Here is a 14,789-nt window from a genome sequence, read left to right as displayed (position 1 = left end):
CTACATGGATAGCCGCGTCAGTAATCGCTATTCACCGACGACCGCGGCACCACCGGCTTGGCGTCGTTGGAGATGGTCACTTCCACCCGGCGGTTCTGCGCGCGGCCGGAGGATGTGGCGTTGCTCGCCACCGGGTAGTCCTTGCCGTAGCCGCGGGTGGTCACCCGCGCCGGGTCCACGCCCTGGGCCAGCAGGGCCATGCGCACCGAGTCGGCGCGGCGTTCGGACAGGCCCTGGTTGTAGCCGGCCGAGCCGCTGCTGTCGGTGTAGCCCTCGACCAGCACCTTGCGCTCGGGGTTCTGCTGCAGGTAGCTGGCCAGTTGCTGGATGTTGTGGCTGGCCTCGGGCTTGAGGTCGGCGCGGTCGAGGTCGAAGAGCACGTCGCCGAAGGTCACCAGGGTGCCGCGCTGGGTCTGCTTCGCCTGCAGCTCCTTGAGCTGCTGGGTGCGCACGTCCAGGCGGGCCTGGGTGCGCTGCGCCGAGGCGTTCTGCAGCTGCCCTTCGGCGCTCTTCAGGGCGATGGTCTGGTTGGCCAGGTTGATGCGCTGCTGCGTCAGGTAGGCCAACTGGTCCACGTCCTGCTGCTTCTCGCCGTCGCGGTAGGCCTTGTCGGCCTTGGCCAGCCAGTCGCCGGCGTCCTTGGTTTCCAGGGCCGCGAGCTGGGTGGCCTGGGGTTGCGCCTGCAGGGCGGAGTAGTCGCTGCGGGCCTTCTCCAGGTTGGCGTTGGGCTCGTGGGCGCAGGCGGCCAGCAGCAGCGCCAGGCTGGAGAGGGCGGGGAGGGCGATGAGTTTACGCATGGCTGTCGTCCTTAATGATCCGGAGGGGGGAATGGGGAAGGGCGCCTACTGCTGTGGCTGCTGGAGCTTCTGTAGCCCTTCCTCGCGGATTTCCATCACGCCCTGCTGGGCGTCCTTGACGGCGTTCTGCGCCTTGACCGCCTGCGACTTGCGCTCGGCCACGCGGGCGTCCCATTCGGCCTGCTGGGCCAGGCGCCTGGCCTGCTCGTATTCCTTGTCGTTGAGGGCGATGCGCGCCTGGGCGAGCTTGTCCTGGGCGGTCTTCATCTCCAGCGGCGCGTATTGCGGGCCGCCGGCGCTGACCGCGGCGTTCACCGCCGATTCGGTGACTGCCATCTGTTCGCTCGGCGGGTTGCCGGCGCAGCCGGCCAGGGCCAGGGCGCCGAGGCCGGCCAGCAGGCCCGTGCGCAGGAAGGCGAGGCGGGGTTGGGGTGTTTTCAGTTCCATTGTTCGAGTCCTCTCGTCTGGGGAACGCGGATTCTCAGCGGGCGGTGCCCGGCCCGGCCGTTCGCAGCCCTGCGCTGCGGCGTTGTCCCGTGATGGCCAGGTACTACTGGGGACTTGAGGACTTGTCCGAGGGTTCAAAAAAAATGGCCGCCCGGCGGGGCGGCCATGTCTGCGGCGCGGCTTTCAGAAGCGCAGGCGGAGCAGGCGCAGGCCGTTGAACACCACCAGCAGGCTGGCGCCCATGTCGGCGAACACCGCCATCCACAGGGTGCCCAGGCCGGCCAGGGTGAGGGCCAGGAATACAGCCTTGATGCCCAGCGCCAGGCTGATGTTCTGCACCAGCACGGCGTGGGTGCGGCGCGACAGGCGGATGAATTGCGGCAGCTTGCGCAGGTCGTCGTCCATCAGCGCCACGCCGGCGGTCTCGATGGCCGTGTCGGTGCCCGCCGCGCCCATGGCGAAGCCGATGTCGGCGCGGGCCAGGGCCGGGGCGTCGTTGATGCCGTCGCCGACCATGCCCACCCGCGCGCCGCCGGCCTGGTGCTGCTCGACCTCGCGCAGCTTGTCCTCGGGCAGCAGGTTGCCGCGGGCCTGGTCGATGCCCACCTGGGCGGCGATGGCGGCCGCGGTGTGCGGGTTGTCGCCAGTCAGCATCAGTGTCTTCACGCCCAGGCCGTGCAGCTCGACGAGGGCCTCGCGGCTGGTCTGCTTGACCGCGTCGGCCACGGCGAACAGGGCCAGCGGGCCTTCGTCGTCGAGCAGCACGATGACGGTCTTGCCCTGTTGCTCCAGGGCATCTAGGCGTGCTTCCAGCGCCGCCGAGCACAACCCCAGTTCCTCCACCAGGCGATGGTTGCCCAGGTGGTGCAGGCGGCCGTCGACCACGCCCTTCACGCCCCGGCCGGGGATAGCCTCCAGCGCGTCGACGCCGTACAGCGCCAGGCCATCGGCCTCGGCGGCGCGGGCCACGGCCTGGGACACCGGGTGATCGGAGCGTGCCGCCAGGCTCGCGGCCAGCAGCCGGGCGCGCGCCTCGTCGCCGCGCAGGCCGTGGAAGTCGGTTTGCGTCGGGCGGCCTTCGGTGAGGGTGCCGGTCTTGTCCAGGGCCAGCCATTGCAGCTGGCGGCCCAGTTCGAGGAACACCCCGCCCTTGATCAGGATGCCGACGCGCGCCGCCGCCGACAGGCCGCTGACGATGGTCACCGGGGTGGAGATCACCAGCGCGCAGGGACAGGCGATCACCAGCAGCACCAGGGCGCGGTACACCCAGTCGAGCCAGGCGCCGCCGAAGGCCAGCGGCGGGATGAGCGCGGTGGCGATGGCGATGAGGATCACCACCGGCGTGTAGATACGTGCGAACTGATCGACGAAGCGCTGCGTCGGCGCCCGCGAGCCCTGGGCTTCCTCTACGGCGTGGATGATCCGCGCCAGGGTGCTGTCGTCGGCGCCGCGGCTCACCGCATACTCCAGCGCGCCCTCGCCGTTGATGCTGCCGGCGAACAGGGGTTCACCGGCCTGCTTTTCCACCGGCAGGCTCTCGCCGGTGATGGGCGCCTGGTTGACGCTGGAGCGGCCCTCGACCACCTCGCCGTCGAGGGCGATGCGTTCTCCGGGGCGCACGCGCACGCGCTCGCCCACGGCCACCGACTTGGCCGGCACGTCCTGCCATTGCCCGTCGCGCAGCACCGTGGCCTGTTCCGGGGCCAACTGCAGCAGGCCGCGGATAGCGCTGCGCGCACGTTCCAGGGAGCGCGCCTCGATCAGCTCGGCGATGGCGAACAGCACCGCGACCATGGCCGCTTCCGGCCACTGGCCGATGAGCATGGCGCCGGTCACGGCGATGCTCATCAGCGCGTTGATGTTCAGGTCGCGGTTCTTCAGGGCGATCCAGCCCTTGCGGTAGGTCGGCAAGCCGGCGCCGAGGATGGCCGCCAGCGCCAGGCCGGCCACCAGCCACTGCGGGCCGAGGGCGAACCATTCGCAGACTTCCGCGGCCAGCGCCAGCACCCCGGCCAGGGCCAGCGGCCACCAGGGCTTGTGCCTGGCCGGGGCGCTGGCGAGCGGCTGGCCGTCTTCCACGGCCTCGGCCTGCATGCCCAGGGAGGCGACCAGCTTCTGCAGCGGCTCCAGGCTGTCGAAGCGGTGCTGTACCTTGAGCAGGCGCTGCATCAGGTTGAATTCCAGCTGCTCCACCGCCGGCAGCTTGCCCAGGGCGTCGCGCAGCAAGCGCTCCTCGGTGGGGCAGTCCATGGCCTCGATGCGCAGGCTGCTCCAGCGCAGCTCACCAGTGGCGGCGGCTGCGGCGGCGAGCTGCGCCGGTTCGGCGTGGCGCGGGCGCTCGTGGTGGTGGTCATGCCCATGCTCGTGTTCATGGCGATGCACGGCGGCGGGGGCGTGGTCGTGGCAGCAGGGCCCGCATCCAGGCTGGCGGCTGTTGGCGTCGGTCATCAGGTCGTTTCCCATTTGACGGTATGCTTGCGATTGCACACCCTGTAGCAACTACAGAGTCAAGCGGTTCCGGGAGGAAAGGGCGATGAAGATCGGTGAACTGGCGAAACTGACCGGCTGCCCGGTGGAGACCATCCGCTACTACGAGCGCGAGGGCCTGCTGCCGGAGCCGGCGCGCACCGGCGGCAACTACCGGCAATACGACAGCGCCCACGTCGAGCGGCTGTCGTTCATCCGCCACTGCCGCTCGCTGGATATGACCCAGGAGGAAATCCGCATCCTCCTCGGCCTGCGCGACCGCCCCGAGTCCGACTGCGGCACCGCCAACCGGCTGATCGACGAGCACCTGCACCACGTGGAAGTGCGCATCGCCGAACTGCAGTCGCTGCGCCAGCAACTGCAGGACCTGCGCGCCCGCTGCAGCGGCAGCGGCAACAGCGAGGACTGCGGCATCCTCCGCGAACTGCAGCTGCCCGCCGAGCCCTCTGCGGTGCCGGAAGCCTGCGCCGAGGCCGGGCACCTGCACGTGCCCGGGGTGCATGGCCGGCATTGAGAAAAAACAGCGTAGGCATTCCCCTCGTAGCGGATTCATCCGCGATTGCGCCGGCAAGGGCGCTCTCAGGCCTGGCGACAGAGTCCCCGGACGCCTCGTTCGCGAGCAAGAACTAGGCGTCCCTCTCGATCCTACGAAGAGCCGCTGGGCGCCTCAATCTTCCGGCCACATCCGCAGCACGCGGCTGTCGGCCGAGAGCAGGCGCAGTTCGCCCTTGTCGGTGATTTCCCAGCGCTGCACTTCGCCCAGCGCCTGGAAGAACCGCTGCTCCTGCTCCATCAGCGCCGGCGCGCACATCCGCCGGGTGCTGCCGGGCTGGCCGAAGCTCAGGGTTTCGCCGTCCAGCTGGTAGCTGGCGAACCAGTGGTTGCAGCCGGCGTTGCCGAAGGCGCGGCCCTGGCCGTCGAAGGTCAGGCTGACGTGGCTGCGGCCCACCAGCGGGCGCTTGCCGATCCATTCCACGCGGTAGGCCTGGTCGCTTTCCGGTTCCGTCGGGTGCTGGGCGCAGCCGGCTAGCAGCAGGGCGCCGAGCAGGGTCGTCAGTGTCTTGTTCATGGGTTCCCCCGGGCCTGGCAGGCGGGGCAGAGGTGGCGGTCGCCGTCCACCGTCCAGCCCAGTTCGGTGATCCGAGCGGCGGCGGCGGGGGCGTGGGCGGGCTTGCCGAGGCTGGCGTCGACGGCGAACTCGAAGTCCAGCATGGTCCCGCAACCGTCGCACTTGACCTGCCAGTTGAGGATCGACAATTCCTTGAACACCGGGCCCTTGGCCACCGCGGTCCATTGCCCCGGCGGGTTGATCAGGTGGCGCACCTTGTCCACCGTCAGCGTCATGCTCAGGTCGCGGCTGCCCTTGAGGCTGACCAGCAGGGTGTCGCCGTTCTGGATCGAGCCACCGTTGCCGGTGACCTGGTAGAGGCCCGGCCCGAGCGCGCGGCATTCGTTCAGCGTGTGTTGCGGGTTGAGCAGGTTGTAGCGAAAATCGTGTTGAGCCATGGGTCCTCCGAAAGTCCGCCCATAGTAGGGGAAGTGGCCCGGACTCGCGACCGTGGCGGCGTGGCCACGGCCCCGGGGCTCAGGGTTCGACGAGGTTGACAGGGGCACCTTGGCGCCAGGCGCCGATGTTGTCCAGCGTGGTCCCGGCGATGGCCGCCAGCGCCTCGCGGGTGAGGAAGGCCTGGTGCGCGGTGATGATCACGTTGGGGAAGGTCAGCAGGCGCGCCAGCACGTCGTCCTGCAGCGGCAGGTCGGAACGGTCGGCGAAGAAGATTTCCGCTTCCTCCTCGTAGACGTCCAGCCCCAGGTAGCCGAGCTGGCCGCTCTTGAGCGCCTCGATCAGCGCCGGGGTGTCCACCAGGGCGCCGCGGCCGGTGTTGATCAGCATGGCGCCGCGCTTCATGCGTTGCAGGCTGTCGGCGTTGACCAGGTGGCGGGTGGCGTCGTTGAGCGGGCAGTGCAGGCTGATGATGTCGGACTTGGCCAGCAACTGGTCGAGGCCGACGAAACGCCCGCCGAGGGCATCGATGGCCGGGTTGGGGTAGGGATCATAGGCCAGCACTTGGCAGCCGAAGCCGCGCATGATCTGCGCGAACACCTGGCCGATCTGGCCGCTGCCGACCACGCCGACGGTCTTGCCGTGCAGGTCGAAGCCGGTCAGGCCGTGCAGCGAGAAGTCGCCTTCGCGGGTGCGGTTGTAGGCGCGGTGCAGGTGCCGGCACAGGGCCAGGACCAGCCCCACGGCGTGCTCGGCCACCGCGTGCGGCGAGTAGGCCGGCACCCGCGCCACGGTCAGGCCCAGGGCGTGGGCGGCGGCCAGGTCGACGTGGTTGTAGCCGGCCGAGCGCAGGGCGATCAGCCGCGTGCCGCCGGCCGCCAGTTGCTCCAGCACCGGCCGCGAGAGGTCGTCGTTGACGAACGGGCAGACCACCTCGAAGCCCATGGCCAGGGCGGCGGTGTCCGGGCGCAGCGGGCTCTGCTGGAAGTGCAGTTCGAAGCCGTGGCCGGGGTTGGCGGCGAGGAAGCTCTCGCGGTCGTAGTTCTGGCTGCTGAACAGGATGATGCGCATGGCCGGCCTCAATGGGTGTCGTGGGGCGTGCGCTGCCCGGTATGGCTTTCGGTGGCGCGGGTCAGTTCGCCGATGGCGTGGTCCAGGTCCTCCAGCGCGGCGCCGGACTGCGGGTCGTTCTGCTTGAGCAGGGTTTCCGCGCGCTGGCAGGCGCCGCGCAGTTGCGGCACGCCGCAGTAGCGGGTGGCGCCGTGCAGGCGGTGCACGCGCTCGATCAGGGTGGCGCGGTCGTTGCGCTCGCGGGCCAGGCGGATGGCCTGGCGATCGGCGGCCAGGGAGGCGAGCAGCATGGCCAGCATGTCGGCGGCCAGGTCGGCCTTGCCGGCGGCCAGGCGCAGGCCTTCCTCGGGGTCGAGCACGGCCAGGCCGTCGGCGGCGAAGCGCGCGCCCTGGGCCGCCACGCCGCGGCCGGCCAGGGCCAGGCCGGTCCACTTGAGCACCACCTGGGCCAGTTGGCGCTCGTCGATGGGCTTGGTCAGGTAGTCGTCCATGCCGCCCTGCAGCAGGGCGCGCTTCTCGTTGGCCAGGGCGTGGGCGGTGAGAGCGACTATGGGCACCGGGCTGACCTCGCGCTGGGCTTCCCAGTGGCGGATCGCCTCGGTGGCCTGGCGGCCGTCCATGCCGGGCATCTGCACGTCCATGAAGACCAGGTCGAAACGCTCGCGCTGCACCGCTTCCACCGCGGCCAGGCCGTTGTCCACCGCGGTGACTTCCGCGCCTAGGTCGCAAAGCAGCGTCTGCACCAGCAGCAGGTTGGCCGGGTTGTCGTCGACGCACAGCAGGTGCGGCACCTGGCGCTCGGCCCGCGGCGAGGGCTTGTCCTGGCGCGCCGGGCGCAGGTGCAGGAGCTGGTCGAGGGCGTGCTGCAGCTTGCGCGTGCAGGCCGGCTTGCTCTGCACCTGGCCCTCGGGCAGCACGGCGTTGTACTGCGACTGGTCGACGGTGGGGCAGAGCACCAGGGTCTTGCAGCCCTTGAACTCGAAGTCGCGGATGGTCTGGCGCAGCACGTCCGGTTGGCTGTCGGCGAGGTTGACGCCGAGCACCGCCAGCCCGATCGGCGCGCTGCCGGCGTCGGCGGGCTTGTCCAGGGCCGCGCGCAGGGCGTCGAGGTCCTCGAACTCGTGCACTTCCAGGCCGCAGTCCTCCAGCTGGTGGTGCAGCGCGGCGCGGGTCAGCTCATGGGGTTCGCAGAGCGCCACGTGGTGGCCGCTGGGCGGCGCCGGCAGGTTGTCGTCGCTGTCCTCGCGGGCCTTGGGCAGGCTCAGGCTGATCCAGAATTCCGAGCCCTCGCCGGAGCTGCTGTCCACGCCTATCTCGCCGCCCATCTGCTCGATCAGGCGCTTGGAGATCACCAGCCCCAGGCCGGTGCCGCCGGCCTGCCGCGACAGCGAGTTGTCGGCCTGGCTGAAGGCCTGGAACAGCGCGCGCAGGTCGGCGTTGGTCAGGCCGATGCCGGTGTCGCGCACGCTGATGCGCAGCTGCGCGCGCTCGTCGTTCTCGTCCTCGAGCATGGCGCGCACGGCGATGGTGCCTTCGTGGGTGAACTTGATGGCGTTGCTCACCAGGTTGGTCAGCACCTGCTTCAGGCGCAGCGGGTCGCCCACCAGGTTCAACGGGGTGTCGCGGTAGATCAGGCTGACCAGCTCCAGGCGCTTCTCGTGGGCGGCCGGGGCGAGGATGGTGAGGGTGTCCTGGACCAGCTCGCGGAGGTTGAACGGGATGTTCTCGAGGATCAGCTTGCCGGCCTCGATCTTGGAGAAGTCGAGAATCTCGCTGATGATCCCCAGCAGGCTCTCGGCGGACTTCTGGATGGTGCCCAGGTAGTCCTGCTGGCGCACGGTCAGGTCGCTTTTCTGCAGCAGGTTGGTGAAGCCGATGATGCCGTTGAGCGGGGTGCGGATCTCGTGGCTCATGTTGGCCAGGAACTCGGACTTGATGCGGCTGGCCTCCAGGGCCTCCTTGCGCGCCAGGTCCAGCTCGATGTTCTGGATCTCGATGGTCTCCAGGTTCTGCCGCACGTCCTCGGTGGCCTGGTCGATGTTGTGCTGCATCTCTTCCTGGGCGCTCTGCAGGGCCTCGGCCATTCGGTTGATGCCGCCCGCCAGTTCGTCCAGCTCGTGGCTGCCGAGGGCCGGCAGACGGGTTTCCAGGCGGCCCTCCTTGAGCTGCGCGACGCCCTGGGCGATCTGCCCCAGGGGCGCGCTGATGGCGCGGCTCATGCGCAGGGAGAGCAGGGCGGTGACCACCAGCCCGGTGACGATCAGCAGCAGGCTGGTGAACAGGCTGCGGTAGCCGCGCAGCAGGGTGCCGTGGTGCGAGAGTTCCAGCTCGACCCAGCCGAGCAGGCGGTTGGCGTCTTCTTCCGGGGTGCTGGACAGGCTGCGGTGGCGGCCCAGCACCGGCAGCAGGAAGTGCGTGGTGTCCAGGCTGCTGACCAGGCTCAGGTGGCTGCCGTCGCCGCTGGGCATGGGGGTGAGGATGCTCGGCCCGGCATGCACCAGGCGCACGCGCTCGGGATTGAGGAAGGTCACCGCGCGCACGTCGGGCTGGTCCAGGGCCTCGTTGGCGATCCGCTCCAGCAGCGGCAGGTCGCCATGGTCCAGCGCGGAGGCCGACAGCGGAGCGAGCTGTTCGGCGATCAGTTGGCCGCGCTCGATCAGTTGCACGCGCATGTCCGACAGCTGCACCCAGGTGAAGTAGCCGCCCAGCACCAGCGTCAGCAGGCTGGTGGGCAGCAGGGTGAGCAGCAGCACCCGCCCCTTGATGCCGAGATCCTTGAACACGCGCGTCCTCCCAAACGGTTTCGGGGCAGTTTAGCGGGTCGCCGGGCGGGAATCCCGAACATTGACCGCCGGACGGCTGCGCTTGCCCTGGGCAGGCGCTGTCATGAATACTTGTCGTTCGCGAATAAGTCTTGTTTGTCATGACGCCGACCGCCACCAGCCAACCCCGCCTGCTGACCATCGAGGACGACCCTACCCTGGGCGCCCACCTGCACAGCCACCTGAGCCAGCGCGGCTTCGCCGTGACCTGGTGCCGCGACGGCCGCGAGGGGCTCGACCAGGCGCTGAGCGAGGCCTTCGACCTGGTCCTGCTGGACGTCATGCTGCCCGGCTGCAGCGGCCTGGAGGCCCTGCGCCAGCTGCGCCGCGAGCAGCGCGTGCCGGTGATCCTGATGTCCGCCCTGGGCGCCGAGCAGGACCGCATCGCCGGTTTCTCCCAGGGCGCCGACGACTACCTGCCCAAGCCCTTCAGCCTGGCGGAGCTGAACGTGCGCATCGACGCCATCCTCCGCCGCGTCGCCCTGGAGCGCGGCAGCCTGCTGCCGGCCGGCCCCGCGGACGCCGGGCTGCGGCTGAGCGAGGAACCCTGCGAGGTGGCCTGGGAAGGTCAGTCCGCGGCGCTCACCGCCACCGAGCAGCGCCTGCTGGAAACCTTCCTCGGCAATGTCGACGAAACCCTGAGCAAGCCGTTCCTCTACCAGCACGTGCTGAACCGTGGCTACACCGCCCACGACCGCGGCCTGGACATGCACGTCAGCCACCTGCGCCGCAAGCTGCAGTCCATCGGTTATGCGCGCCATCAACTGCGCGCGGTCTGGGGCAAGGGCTATGTTTTCGCTAGTGCCGAGTGAGCGGCGCGCGCGCCAGGTACTGCCCAGCCGCCATTCGCTGTTCTGGCGCCTGGCGGTGCCGGTGGTGCTGCTCTGCCTGGTGCTGATCTGGCTGTCCTGGACCTGGGGCCGCCAGGTCGAGCGCCGCGGCTATTTCCTCGATACCCAGGCCCAGTCCGTGCTCCGTGGTTACGCGGCCGACCTGGAACGGGCCTGGAACGCCGGCGGCGAGGCCGCGGTGGACGACTGGCTGGCACGCATGCGGGCCAGCGAGCAGACCTGGATGGTGGCGCTGGACGGCCGCCTGCAGCCCCTGGGCAGCCAGCCGCTGAGCATCGAGGAGGCCACGCGCCTGACCTTCCAGCGCGGCCTGGACTGGCCGGTTAGCAACCGCAGCCGGAGCCTGCCCTACATCGGCATTCCCTTCCCCGAGCACCCCGCCGACGGCCGCCTGGTGCTGCAACTGCCGCAACGCTTCAAGCCCGCCGGCTACTCCACGCTGGCGCGCATCTTCACCCATGGGGTGGTGCCCGCCGCGCTGGCGCTGCTGCTGTGCGGGCTGCTCTATCGCCAGTTGATCCACCCGCTGGCGCGCCTGCGCGAGCACGCCAACGCGCTGCGCGCCGACGACCTGGGCTCGGGCGCCGCCCGCGAGGTCAGCGTCCGCCGCGACGAGCTGGGCGAGCTGGGCCGCGCCTTCGACCACATGGCCCAGCGCCTGAGCGGCCACGTGGAGTTCCAGCGCCAGTTGCTGCGCGACCTGTCCCACGAGCTGCGCACGCCGCTCAGCCGCCTGCGCGTCGCCGCCGAGAGCGCGCCGGCCGAGGACCCGCTGCGCCTGCGCCTGGAGCGCGAGGTGGAAGTCATGCAGCGGCTGGTGGCCAACACCCTGGAGCTGGCCTGGATGGACACCGAGCGGCCGCGCCTGCCGCTGGAGGACGTCGCCATCCTGCCGTTGTGGGAACTGCTGGTGGAGGACGCCGGCTTCGAGTCCGGCTGGGCGCCTTCGCGCTTCCACTGCGAGGTGCCGGCGGACTGCGTCGTCCGCGGCCACCTCAATGGCCTGGCGCAGGCTTTGGAGAACCTGCTGCGCAATGCCATCCGGCATTCCCCGGAGGGCGGTTGCGTCCGCCTGCTCGGCCAGCGCGAAGGCGACTACTGGCACCTGTGCCTGGCCGACCGGGGGCCGGGGGTGGAGGCCGCCGACCTGGAACGCATCTTCCTGCCCTTCACCCGCCTTTCCGCGGCGCGTTCCGGCGAGGGCTTCGGCCTGGGCCTGAGCATCGCCCGCAGCGCCATCCGCCTGCAGGGCGGCGAACTCTGGGCCGAGCGCGGCAACCCCGGCCTGCGCATGCACCTGCGCCTGCCGGCCGCCTGACGCCGTGCGGCGCCAGGCGACCGGCGGCCGTCAGAACTCCATCACCGCCGACAGCCACAGCCGGCGCCCTTCCTCCAGGGTACCGCTGGTCCCCGCGCTGCCCTGGATGTAGTGCGAGGCCCAGCCCGTGGTGCCGTTGGCGGCGGTGTAGGAGTCGCCGCCGAGGAAGTCCTTGTCGAACAGGTTGTACAGGGTGGCGTTCAGCGTCAGGTTGCGCGTGGCCTTGAACGAGCCGCCGAGGTGGAACACCTGGTAGGCGTCGAGGTCGCCCAACTGGTCGGCGATGGCCTGGTTGGTCGCGTTGAGGTTGGCGTAGCGCGCGGTGAAGCGCGCCCGCTCGCCGTGGTATTCGCCCTTCAGCCAGAGCTTCAGGCGCTCGCTGGCCTGCCAGTCCAGGCGCAGGTTGGCCATGTGTCGCGGGGTGTTGGTCAGCGGGGCGCCCTTGTCGTCGCCGCTGAGCTGCTCGCTGTCGGTGTAGGTGTAGTTCAGCGAGGCGCTCAGGGCCGGGGCGAAGGCCCAGCGTCCGGCCAGTTCCACGCCCTGGGTGCGGGCCTTGCCGATGTTCACCTGCTGGGCGAAGTTCTCCTGCAGGAAGCTGCTGCCCATGTCGATGCAGCCGGCCTGGTTCGGCGCGTCCGGCCAGTTGCAGTTGGGGATCGGGGTGCCGCTGTCGATCTTGTCCTTGAAGCGGGTATGGAACAGCGTGAGGTTGGCGTTGAAGTCGGCGAGGTTGTCGTAGTAGACGCCGAATTCGGTGTTGGTGCTGGTTTCCGGGTCCAGGTCGGGGCTGCCGATGGTGAGGATCTGGCCCTGGCCGCTGACACCGTTGATGCCGTCGTGCAGCTGGTTCAGCGTGGGCGTCTTGTAGCCCTGGCTGACGCCGCCCTTGAGCGTCCAGCTGTCGGTGGTGTTCCACACCAGGTAGGCGCGCGGGCTGAAGTGCCCGCCGAAGGCCTCGTGGTCCTCGTAGCGGCCGCCGAGGGTCAGCGCCAGGTCCTGGCGCAGGCGCCACTCGTCCTCGGCGAACAGCGCCCAGGAACTCTGCTGGAATTCCTCGGTGGCGATGCCGTCCTCGACCTTCGCGTCCCAGTACTGGCCGCCGAGGGTGAACATGTGCGCCTCGCCCAGGGGCATCACCAGCTTGCTGTCCAGCACCAGGTCGGTGGACTTGAGGGTGCGGTCGTCGCCGCCGACGATCGACGGGTAGCCGCTGTAGGGCCGCCCGACGGTGCCGGGGATGGTGCGCCCGATGGTCTCGGTGGTGCTGTGCGTCAGGCTGCTGTCTAGGGTGCCGAAGCCCAGGCGGCCGGTGTGGGAGAGGGCGAACTGGTCGCGCTCGAAGCGCAGTTCGTCCTTGTAGCCGTTGGCGCGTGTCGGTGCGTCGCGGTTGCAACCGTCGGTGGCGCTGCCGCCGGCCTTGCCGTCGAGGGTGCCCAGCTGGCAGTCGTCGTTGTTGTACGCCTGGCGACCACGCTCGAAGTCCAGGGAGATGTCGTGCTCGGCGTTGGGGGTGAAGGTCAGGCGGCTGCCGATGTTGTAGTTCTGGCCTTCCACCGGGGAGGCGCCGCGGCGGCTGACGGTGGCGCCGTCGTCGAAGCTCAGGTCCGAGGCGCTGCGGTCGAAGAAGCTGCCGCGCAGGTTCAGGCCGAGCCGGTCGGCCACCAGCGGGCCGCTGGCGTAGAGGCTGGTGCCGCTGCTGTCGCCGTAGTCGCGGTGTTCCTGGACGGTGTGGTCGAGGCTGAGGCTGGCGCCCCATTCGCGGGCCACCTTGCGGGTGATGATGTTGACCACCCCGCCCATGGCGTCGGAGCCGTAGAGGGTGGACATGGGGCCGCGGATCACCTCGATGCGCTCGATGGCCGAGAGCGGCGGCATGAAGCTGGTGGAGGTCTCGCCGAAGCCGTTGGGGGTGATGTTGCCGGCGCTGTTCTGCCGGCGGCCGTCGATCAGCACCAGGGTGTAGTCGCTGGGCAGGCCGCGGATGCTGATGTTCAGGCCGCCGGTCTTGCCGGTGCTCTGGCCGATGTCGACGCCTTCGACGTCTTCCAGGGCCTCGGCCAGGTTGCTGTAGCGCTTCTCTTGCAGTTCCTCGCGGGTCAGCACGCTGATGCTGGCCGGCGCTTCTGTGACCTTCTGTTCGTAGCCGGCGGCGGTGACCACGGTGTCGCCCAGGCTCAGGGTGTCGTTGCCCTGGGCCTGGCCGGCCATGGCCAGGGCGATGGCGCCGGCCAGGGAAGTGCGGGAAAGAGGAATGGACATCGGTAGGCTCCTGACTGCTCGTGATGGCGGCGGAGCCTGTCGGTAACGTAAATCATTTTCATCTTCATGAAAGTTACTGCATATGTCCGCAGAGGCCTGAAATCGCACTGCAGCGCCCGGCTCATGGGGGCTGGAACGCATTGTGGCAGCATGTTAATTGCGGAGATTTCCTACGCGGATGTTCCGGTCTCCGAGCAAGGAATCCGGGACGGCGAGGCAGATGCGGATGCCGCCGCCGATGCCACTCGCTGCGCTTGCCGATATGGCCGGCGGCGGTTTACCGGTATCATAGGCCGCTATCCAGATTGGCCTTGCTGACGACGAGCGACTCCATGACCGTGCAGTACCCCACCATCGCCGAGTGCATCGGCAATACTCCGCTGGTGCGCCTGCAGCGCCTGCCCGGGGAAACCTCCAACACCCTGCTGGTGAAACTCGAAGGCAACAACCCGGCCGGCTCCGTGAAGGACCGCCCGGCGCTGTCGATGATCACCCGCGCGGAGCTGCGTGGCGACATCCGCCCCGGCGACACCCTGATCGAGGCCACCTCCGGCAACACCGGCATCGCCCTGGCGATGGCCGCGGCGATCAAGGGCTACCGCATGATCCTGATCATGCCGGACAACTCCACCGCCGAACGCAAGGCGGCCATGACCGCCTACGGCGCCGAGCTGATCCTGGTGAGCAAGGAGCAGGGCATGGAAGGCGCCCGCGACCTGGCCGACCAGATGCAGCGCGAAGGCAAGGGCAAGGTGCTGGACCAGTTCGCCAACGGCGACAACCCGGTGGCCCACTACCAGGGCACCGGCCCGGAGATCTGGCGCCAGACCAACGGCGAGATCACCCACTTCGTCAGCTCCATGGGCACCACCGGCACCATCATGGGCGTGTCGCGCTACCTCAAGGAGCAGAACCCGGCGGTGCAGATCGTCGGCCTGCAGCCGATGGAAGGCTCGTCCATCCCCGGCATCCGCCGCTGGCCGCAGGAATACCTGCCGAAGATCTTCGACGCTAGCCGCGTCGACCGCGTGGTGGACATGCACCAGAGCGAGGCCGAGGACGTGATGCGCCGGCTGGCCCGCGAGGAAGGCATCTTCTGCGGCGTGTCCTCCGGCGGTGCGGTGGCGGCCATGCTGCGCCTGTCCCGCGAACTGGAGAACGCGGTGCTGGTGGCGATCATCTGCGACCGCGGCGACCGCTACCTGTCCTCCGGAATCTACGACCCCAGCTGAC

The 14,789-nt window shown here is 69.6% G+C and carries 12 protein-coding genes; 4 read left to right on the top strand and 8 right to left on the bottom strand.

Annotated features, from left to right (window positions below):
• Positions 1-17: 17 nt before the first annotated feature.
• The 3 genes from FG99_RS17010 to FG99_RS17000 form a co-directional block, all read right to left on the bottom strand.
• The gene (locus FG99_RS17010) at positions 18-797 is read right to left on the bottom strand and encodes a lipotoxin F family OmpA-related lipoprotein LptF (RefSeq protein WP_009616539.1); all 780 of its coding nucleotides are present in this window, start codon (positions 795-797) and stop codon (positions 18-20) included.
• 45 nt (positions 798-842) lie between these two features.
• Positions 843-1,244, bottom strand: a complete 402-nt coding sequence (locus FG99_RS17005) for a DUF4398 domain-containing protein (RefSeq protein ID WP_043271286.1) — start codon at positions 1,242-1,244, stop codon at positions 843-845.
• A 183-nt stretch (positions 1,245-1,427) separates the two neighbouring features.
• A complete protein-coding gene (locus tag FG99_RS17000; RefSeq protein WP_051879001.1) occupies positions 1,428-3,692 on the bottom strand; it encodes a heavy metal translocating P-type ATPase in 2,265 nt (754 codons plus the stop codon).
• 85 nt (positions 3,693-3,777) lie between these two features.
• Between FG99_RS17000 and cadR the strand changes: the two genes are divergently transcribed.
• Positions 3,778-4,245: a Cd(II)/Pb(II)-responsive transcriptional regulator gene (gene cadR / locus FG99_RS16995; protein ID WP_043271284.1), complete on the top strand. Its 468-nt coding sequence runs from the start codon at positions 3,778-3,780 to the stop codon at positions 4,243-4,245.
• 153 nt (positions 4,246-4,398) lie between these two features.
• Here cadR and FG99_RS16990 read toward each other — a convergent pair whose 3' ends face one another.
• From FG99_RS16990 to FG99_RS16975, 4 genes are all read right to left on the bottom strand, one after another.
• Entirely contained in the window at positions 4,399-4,800 is a 402-nt protein-coding gene (locus FG99_RS16990; RefSeq protein ID WP_009616877.1) for an META domain-containing protein, read from the bottom strand.
• Positions 4,797-5,237: a hypothetical protein gene (locus FG99_RS16985; RefSeq protein ID WP_043271282.1), complete on the bottom strand. Its 441-nt coding sequence runs from the start codon at positions 5,235-5,237 to the stop codon at positions 4,797-4,799. Before FG99_RS16985 ends, FG99_RS16990 begins: the two co-directional genes overlap by 4 nt.
• A gap of 79 nt (positions 5,238-5,316) precedes the next feature.
• On the bottom strand, positions 5,317-6,306 hold the full coding sequence (locus tag FG99_RS16980; RefSeq protein WP_043271280.1) for a 2-hydroxyacid dehydrogenase: 990 nt from the start codon (positions 6,304-6,306) through the stop codon (positions 5,317-5,319).
• A gap of 8 nt (positions 6,307-6,314) precedes the next feature.
• Positions 6,315-9,089, bottom strand: a complete 2,775-nt coding sequence (locus FG99_RS16975) for a response regulator (protein ID WP_043271278.1) — start codon at positions 9,087-9,089, stop codon at positions 6,315-6,317.
• A 140-nt stretch (positions 9,090-9,229) separates the two neighbouring features.
• On the opposite strand from FG99_RS16975, the gene FG99_RS16970 reads away from it, so the two are divergent.
• Positions 9,230-9,940 carry a response regulator transcription factor gene (locus tag FG99_RS16970; protein ID WP_009616884.1) on the top strand — a complete coding sequence of 237 codons (711 nt, stop codon included), beginning with the start codon at positions 9,230-9,232 and terminating at the stop codon, positions 9,938-9,940.
• The gene (locus FG99_RS16965) at positions 9,918-11,297 is read left to right on the top strand and encodes a HAMP domain-containing sensor histidine kinase (protein ID WP_051878968.1); all 1,380 of its coding nucleotides are present in this window, start codon (positions 9,918-9,920) and stop codon (positions 11,295-11,297) included. Before FG99_RS16970 ends, FG99_RS16965 begins: the two co-directional genes overlap by 23 nt.
• 30 nt (positions 11,298-11,327) lie before the next feature.
• Here FG99_RS16965 and FG99_RS16960 read toward each other — a convergent pair whose 3' ends face one another.
• A complete protein-coding gene (locus FG99_RS16960) occupies positions 11,328-13,556 on the bottom strand; it encodes a TonB-dependent receptor domain-containing protein (protein WP_043271276.1) in 2,229 nt (742 codons plus the stop codon).
• A gap of 332 nt (positions 13,557-13,888) precedes the next feature.
• Between FG99_RS16960 and cysM the strand changes: the two genes are divergently transcribed.
• On the top strand, positions 13,889-14,788 hold the full coding sequence (gene cysM / locus FG99_RS16955) for a cysteine synthase CysM (protein ID WP_043271274.1): 900 nt from the start codon (positions 13,889-13,891) through the stop codon (positions 14,786-14,788).
• The last annotated feature ends 1 nt before the right edge of the window (position 14,789 follow it).

The sequence above is a fragment of the Pseudomonas sp. AAC genome, assembly GCF_000725445.1.
Taxonomy (GTDB): Bacteria; Pseudomonadota; Gammaproteobacteria; order Pseudomonadales; family Pseudomonadaceae; genus Pseudomonas; species Pseudomonas citronellolis.
The sequence above is the reverse complement of the archived record's forward strand: the minus strand, read 5'-3'. Positions and strand labels throughout refer to the sequence as shown.

Bases quoted from the DNA above. Each gene is read 5' to 3' on its own strand.
- FG99_RS17010 (WP_009616539.1), bottom strand. From the start codon at position 797: ATGCGTAAACTCATCGCCCTCCCCGCCCTCTCCAGCCTGGCGCTGCTG.
- FG99_RS17005 (WP_043271286.1), bottom strand. From the start codon at position 1,244: ATGGAACTGAAAACACCCCAACCCCGCCTCGCCTTCCTGCGCACGGGC.
- FG99_RS17000 (WP_051879001.1), bottom strand. From the start codon at position 3,692: ATGACCGACGCCAACAGCCGCCAGCCTGGATGCGGGCCCTGCTGCCAC.
- cadR (WP_043271284.1), top strand. From the start codon at position 3,778: ATGAAGATCGGTGAACTGGCGAAACTGACCGGCTGCCCGGTGGAGACC.
- FG99_RS16990 (WP_009616877.1), bottom strand. From the start codon at position 4,800: ATGAACAAGACACTGACGACCCTGCTCGGCGCCCTGCTGCTAGCCGGC.
- FG99_RS16985 (WP_043271282.1), bottom strand. From the start codon at position 5,237: ATGGCTCAACACGATTTTCGCTACAACCTGCTCAACCCGCAACACACG.
- FG99_RS16980 (WP_043271280.1), bottom strand. From the start codon at position 6,306: ATGCGCATCATCCTGTTCAGCAGCCAGAACTACGACCGCGAGAGCTTC.
- FG99_RS16970 (WP_009616884.1), top strand. From the start codon at position 9,230: ATGACGCCGACCGCCACCAGCCAACCCCGCCTGCTGACCATCGAGGAC.
- FG99_RS16965 (WP_051878968.1), top strand. From the start codon at position 9,918: ATGTTTTCGCTAGTGCCGAGTGAGCGGCGCGCGCGCCAGGTACTGCCC.
- FG99_RS16960 (WP_043271276.1), bottom strand. From the start codon at position 13,556: ATGTCCATTCCTCTTTCCCGCACTTCCCTGGCCGGCGCCATCGCCCTG.
- cysM (WP_043271274.1), top strand. From the start codon at position 13,889: ATGACCGTGCAGTACCCCACCATCGCCGAGTGCATCGGCAATACTCCG.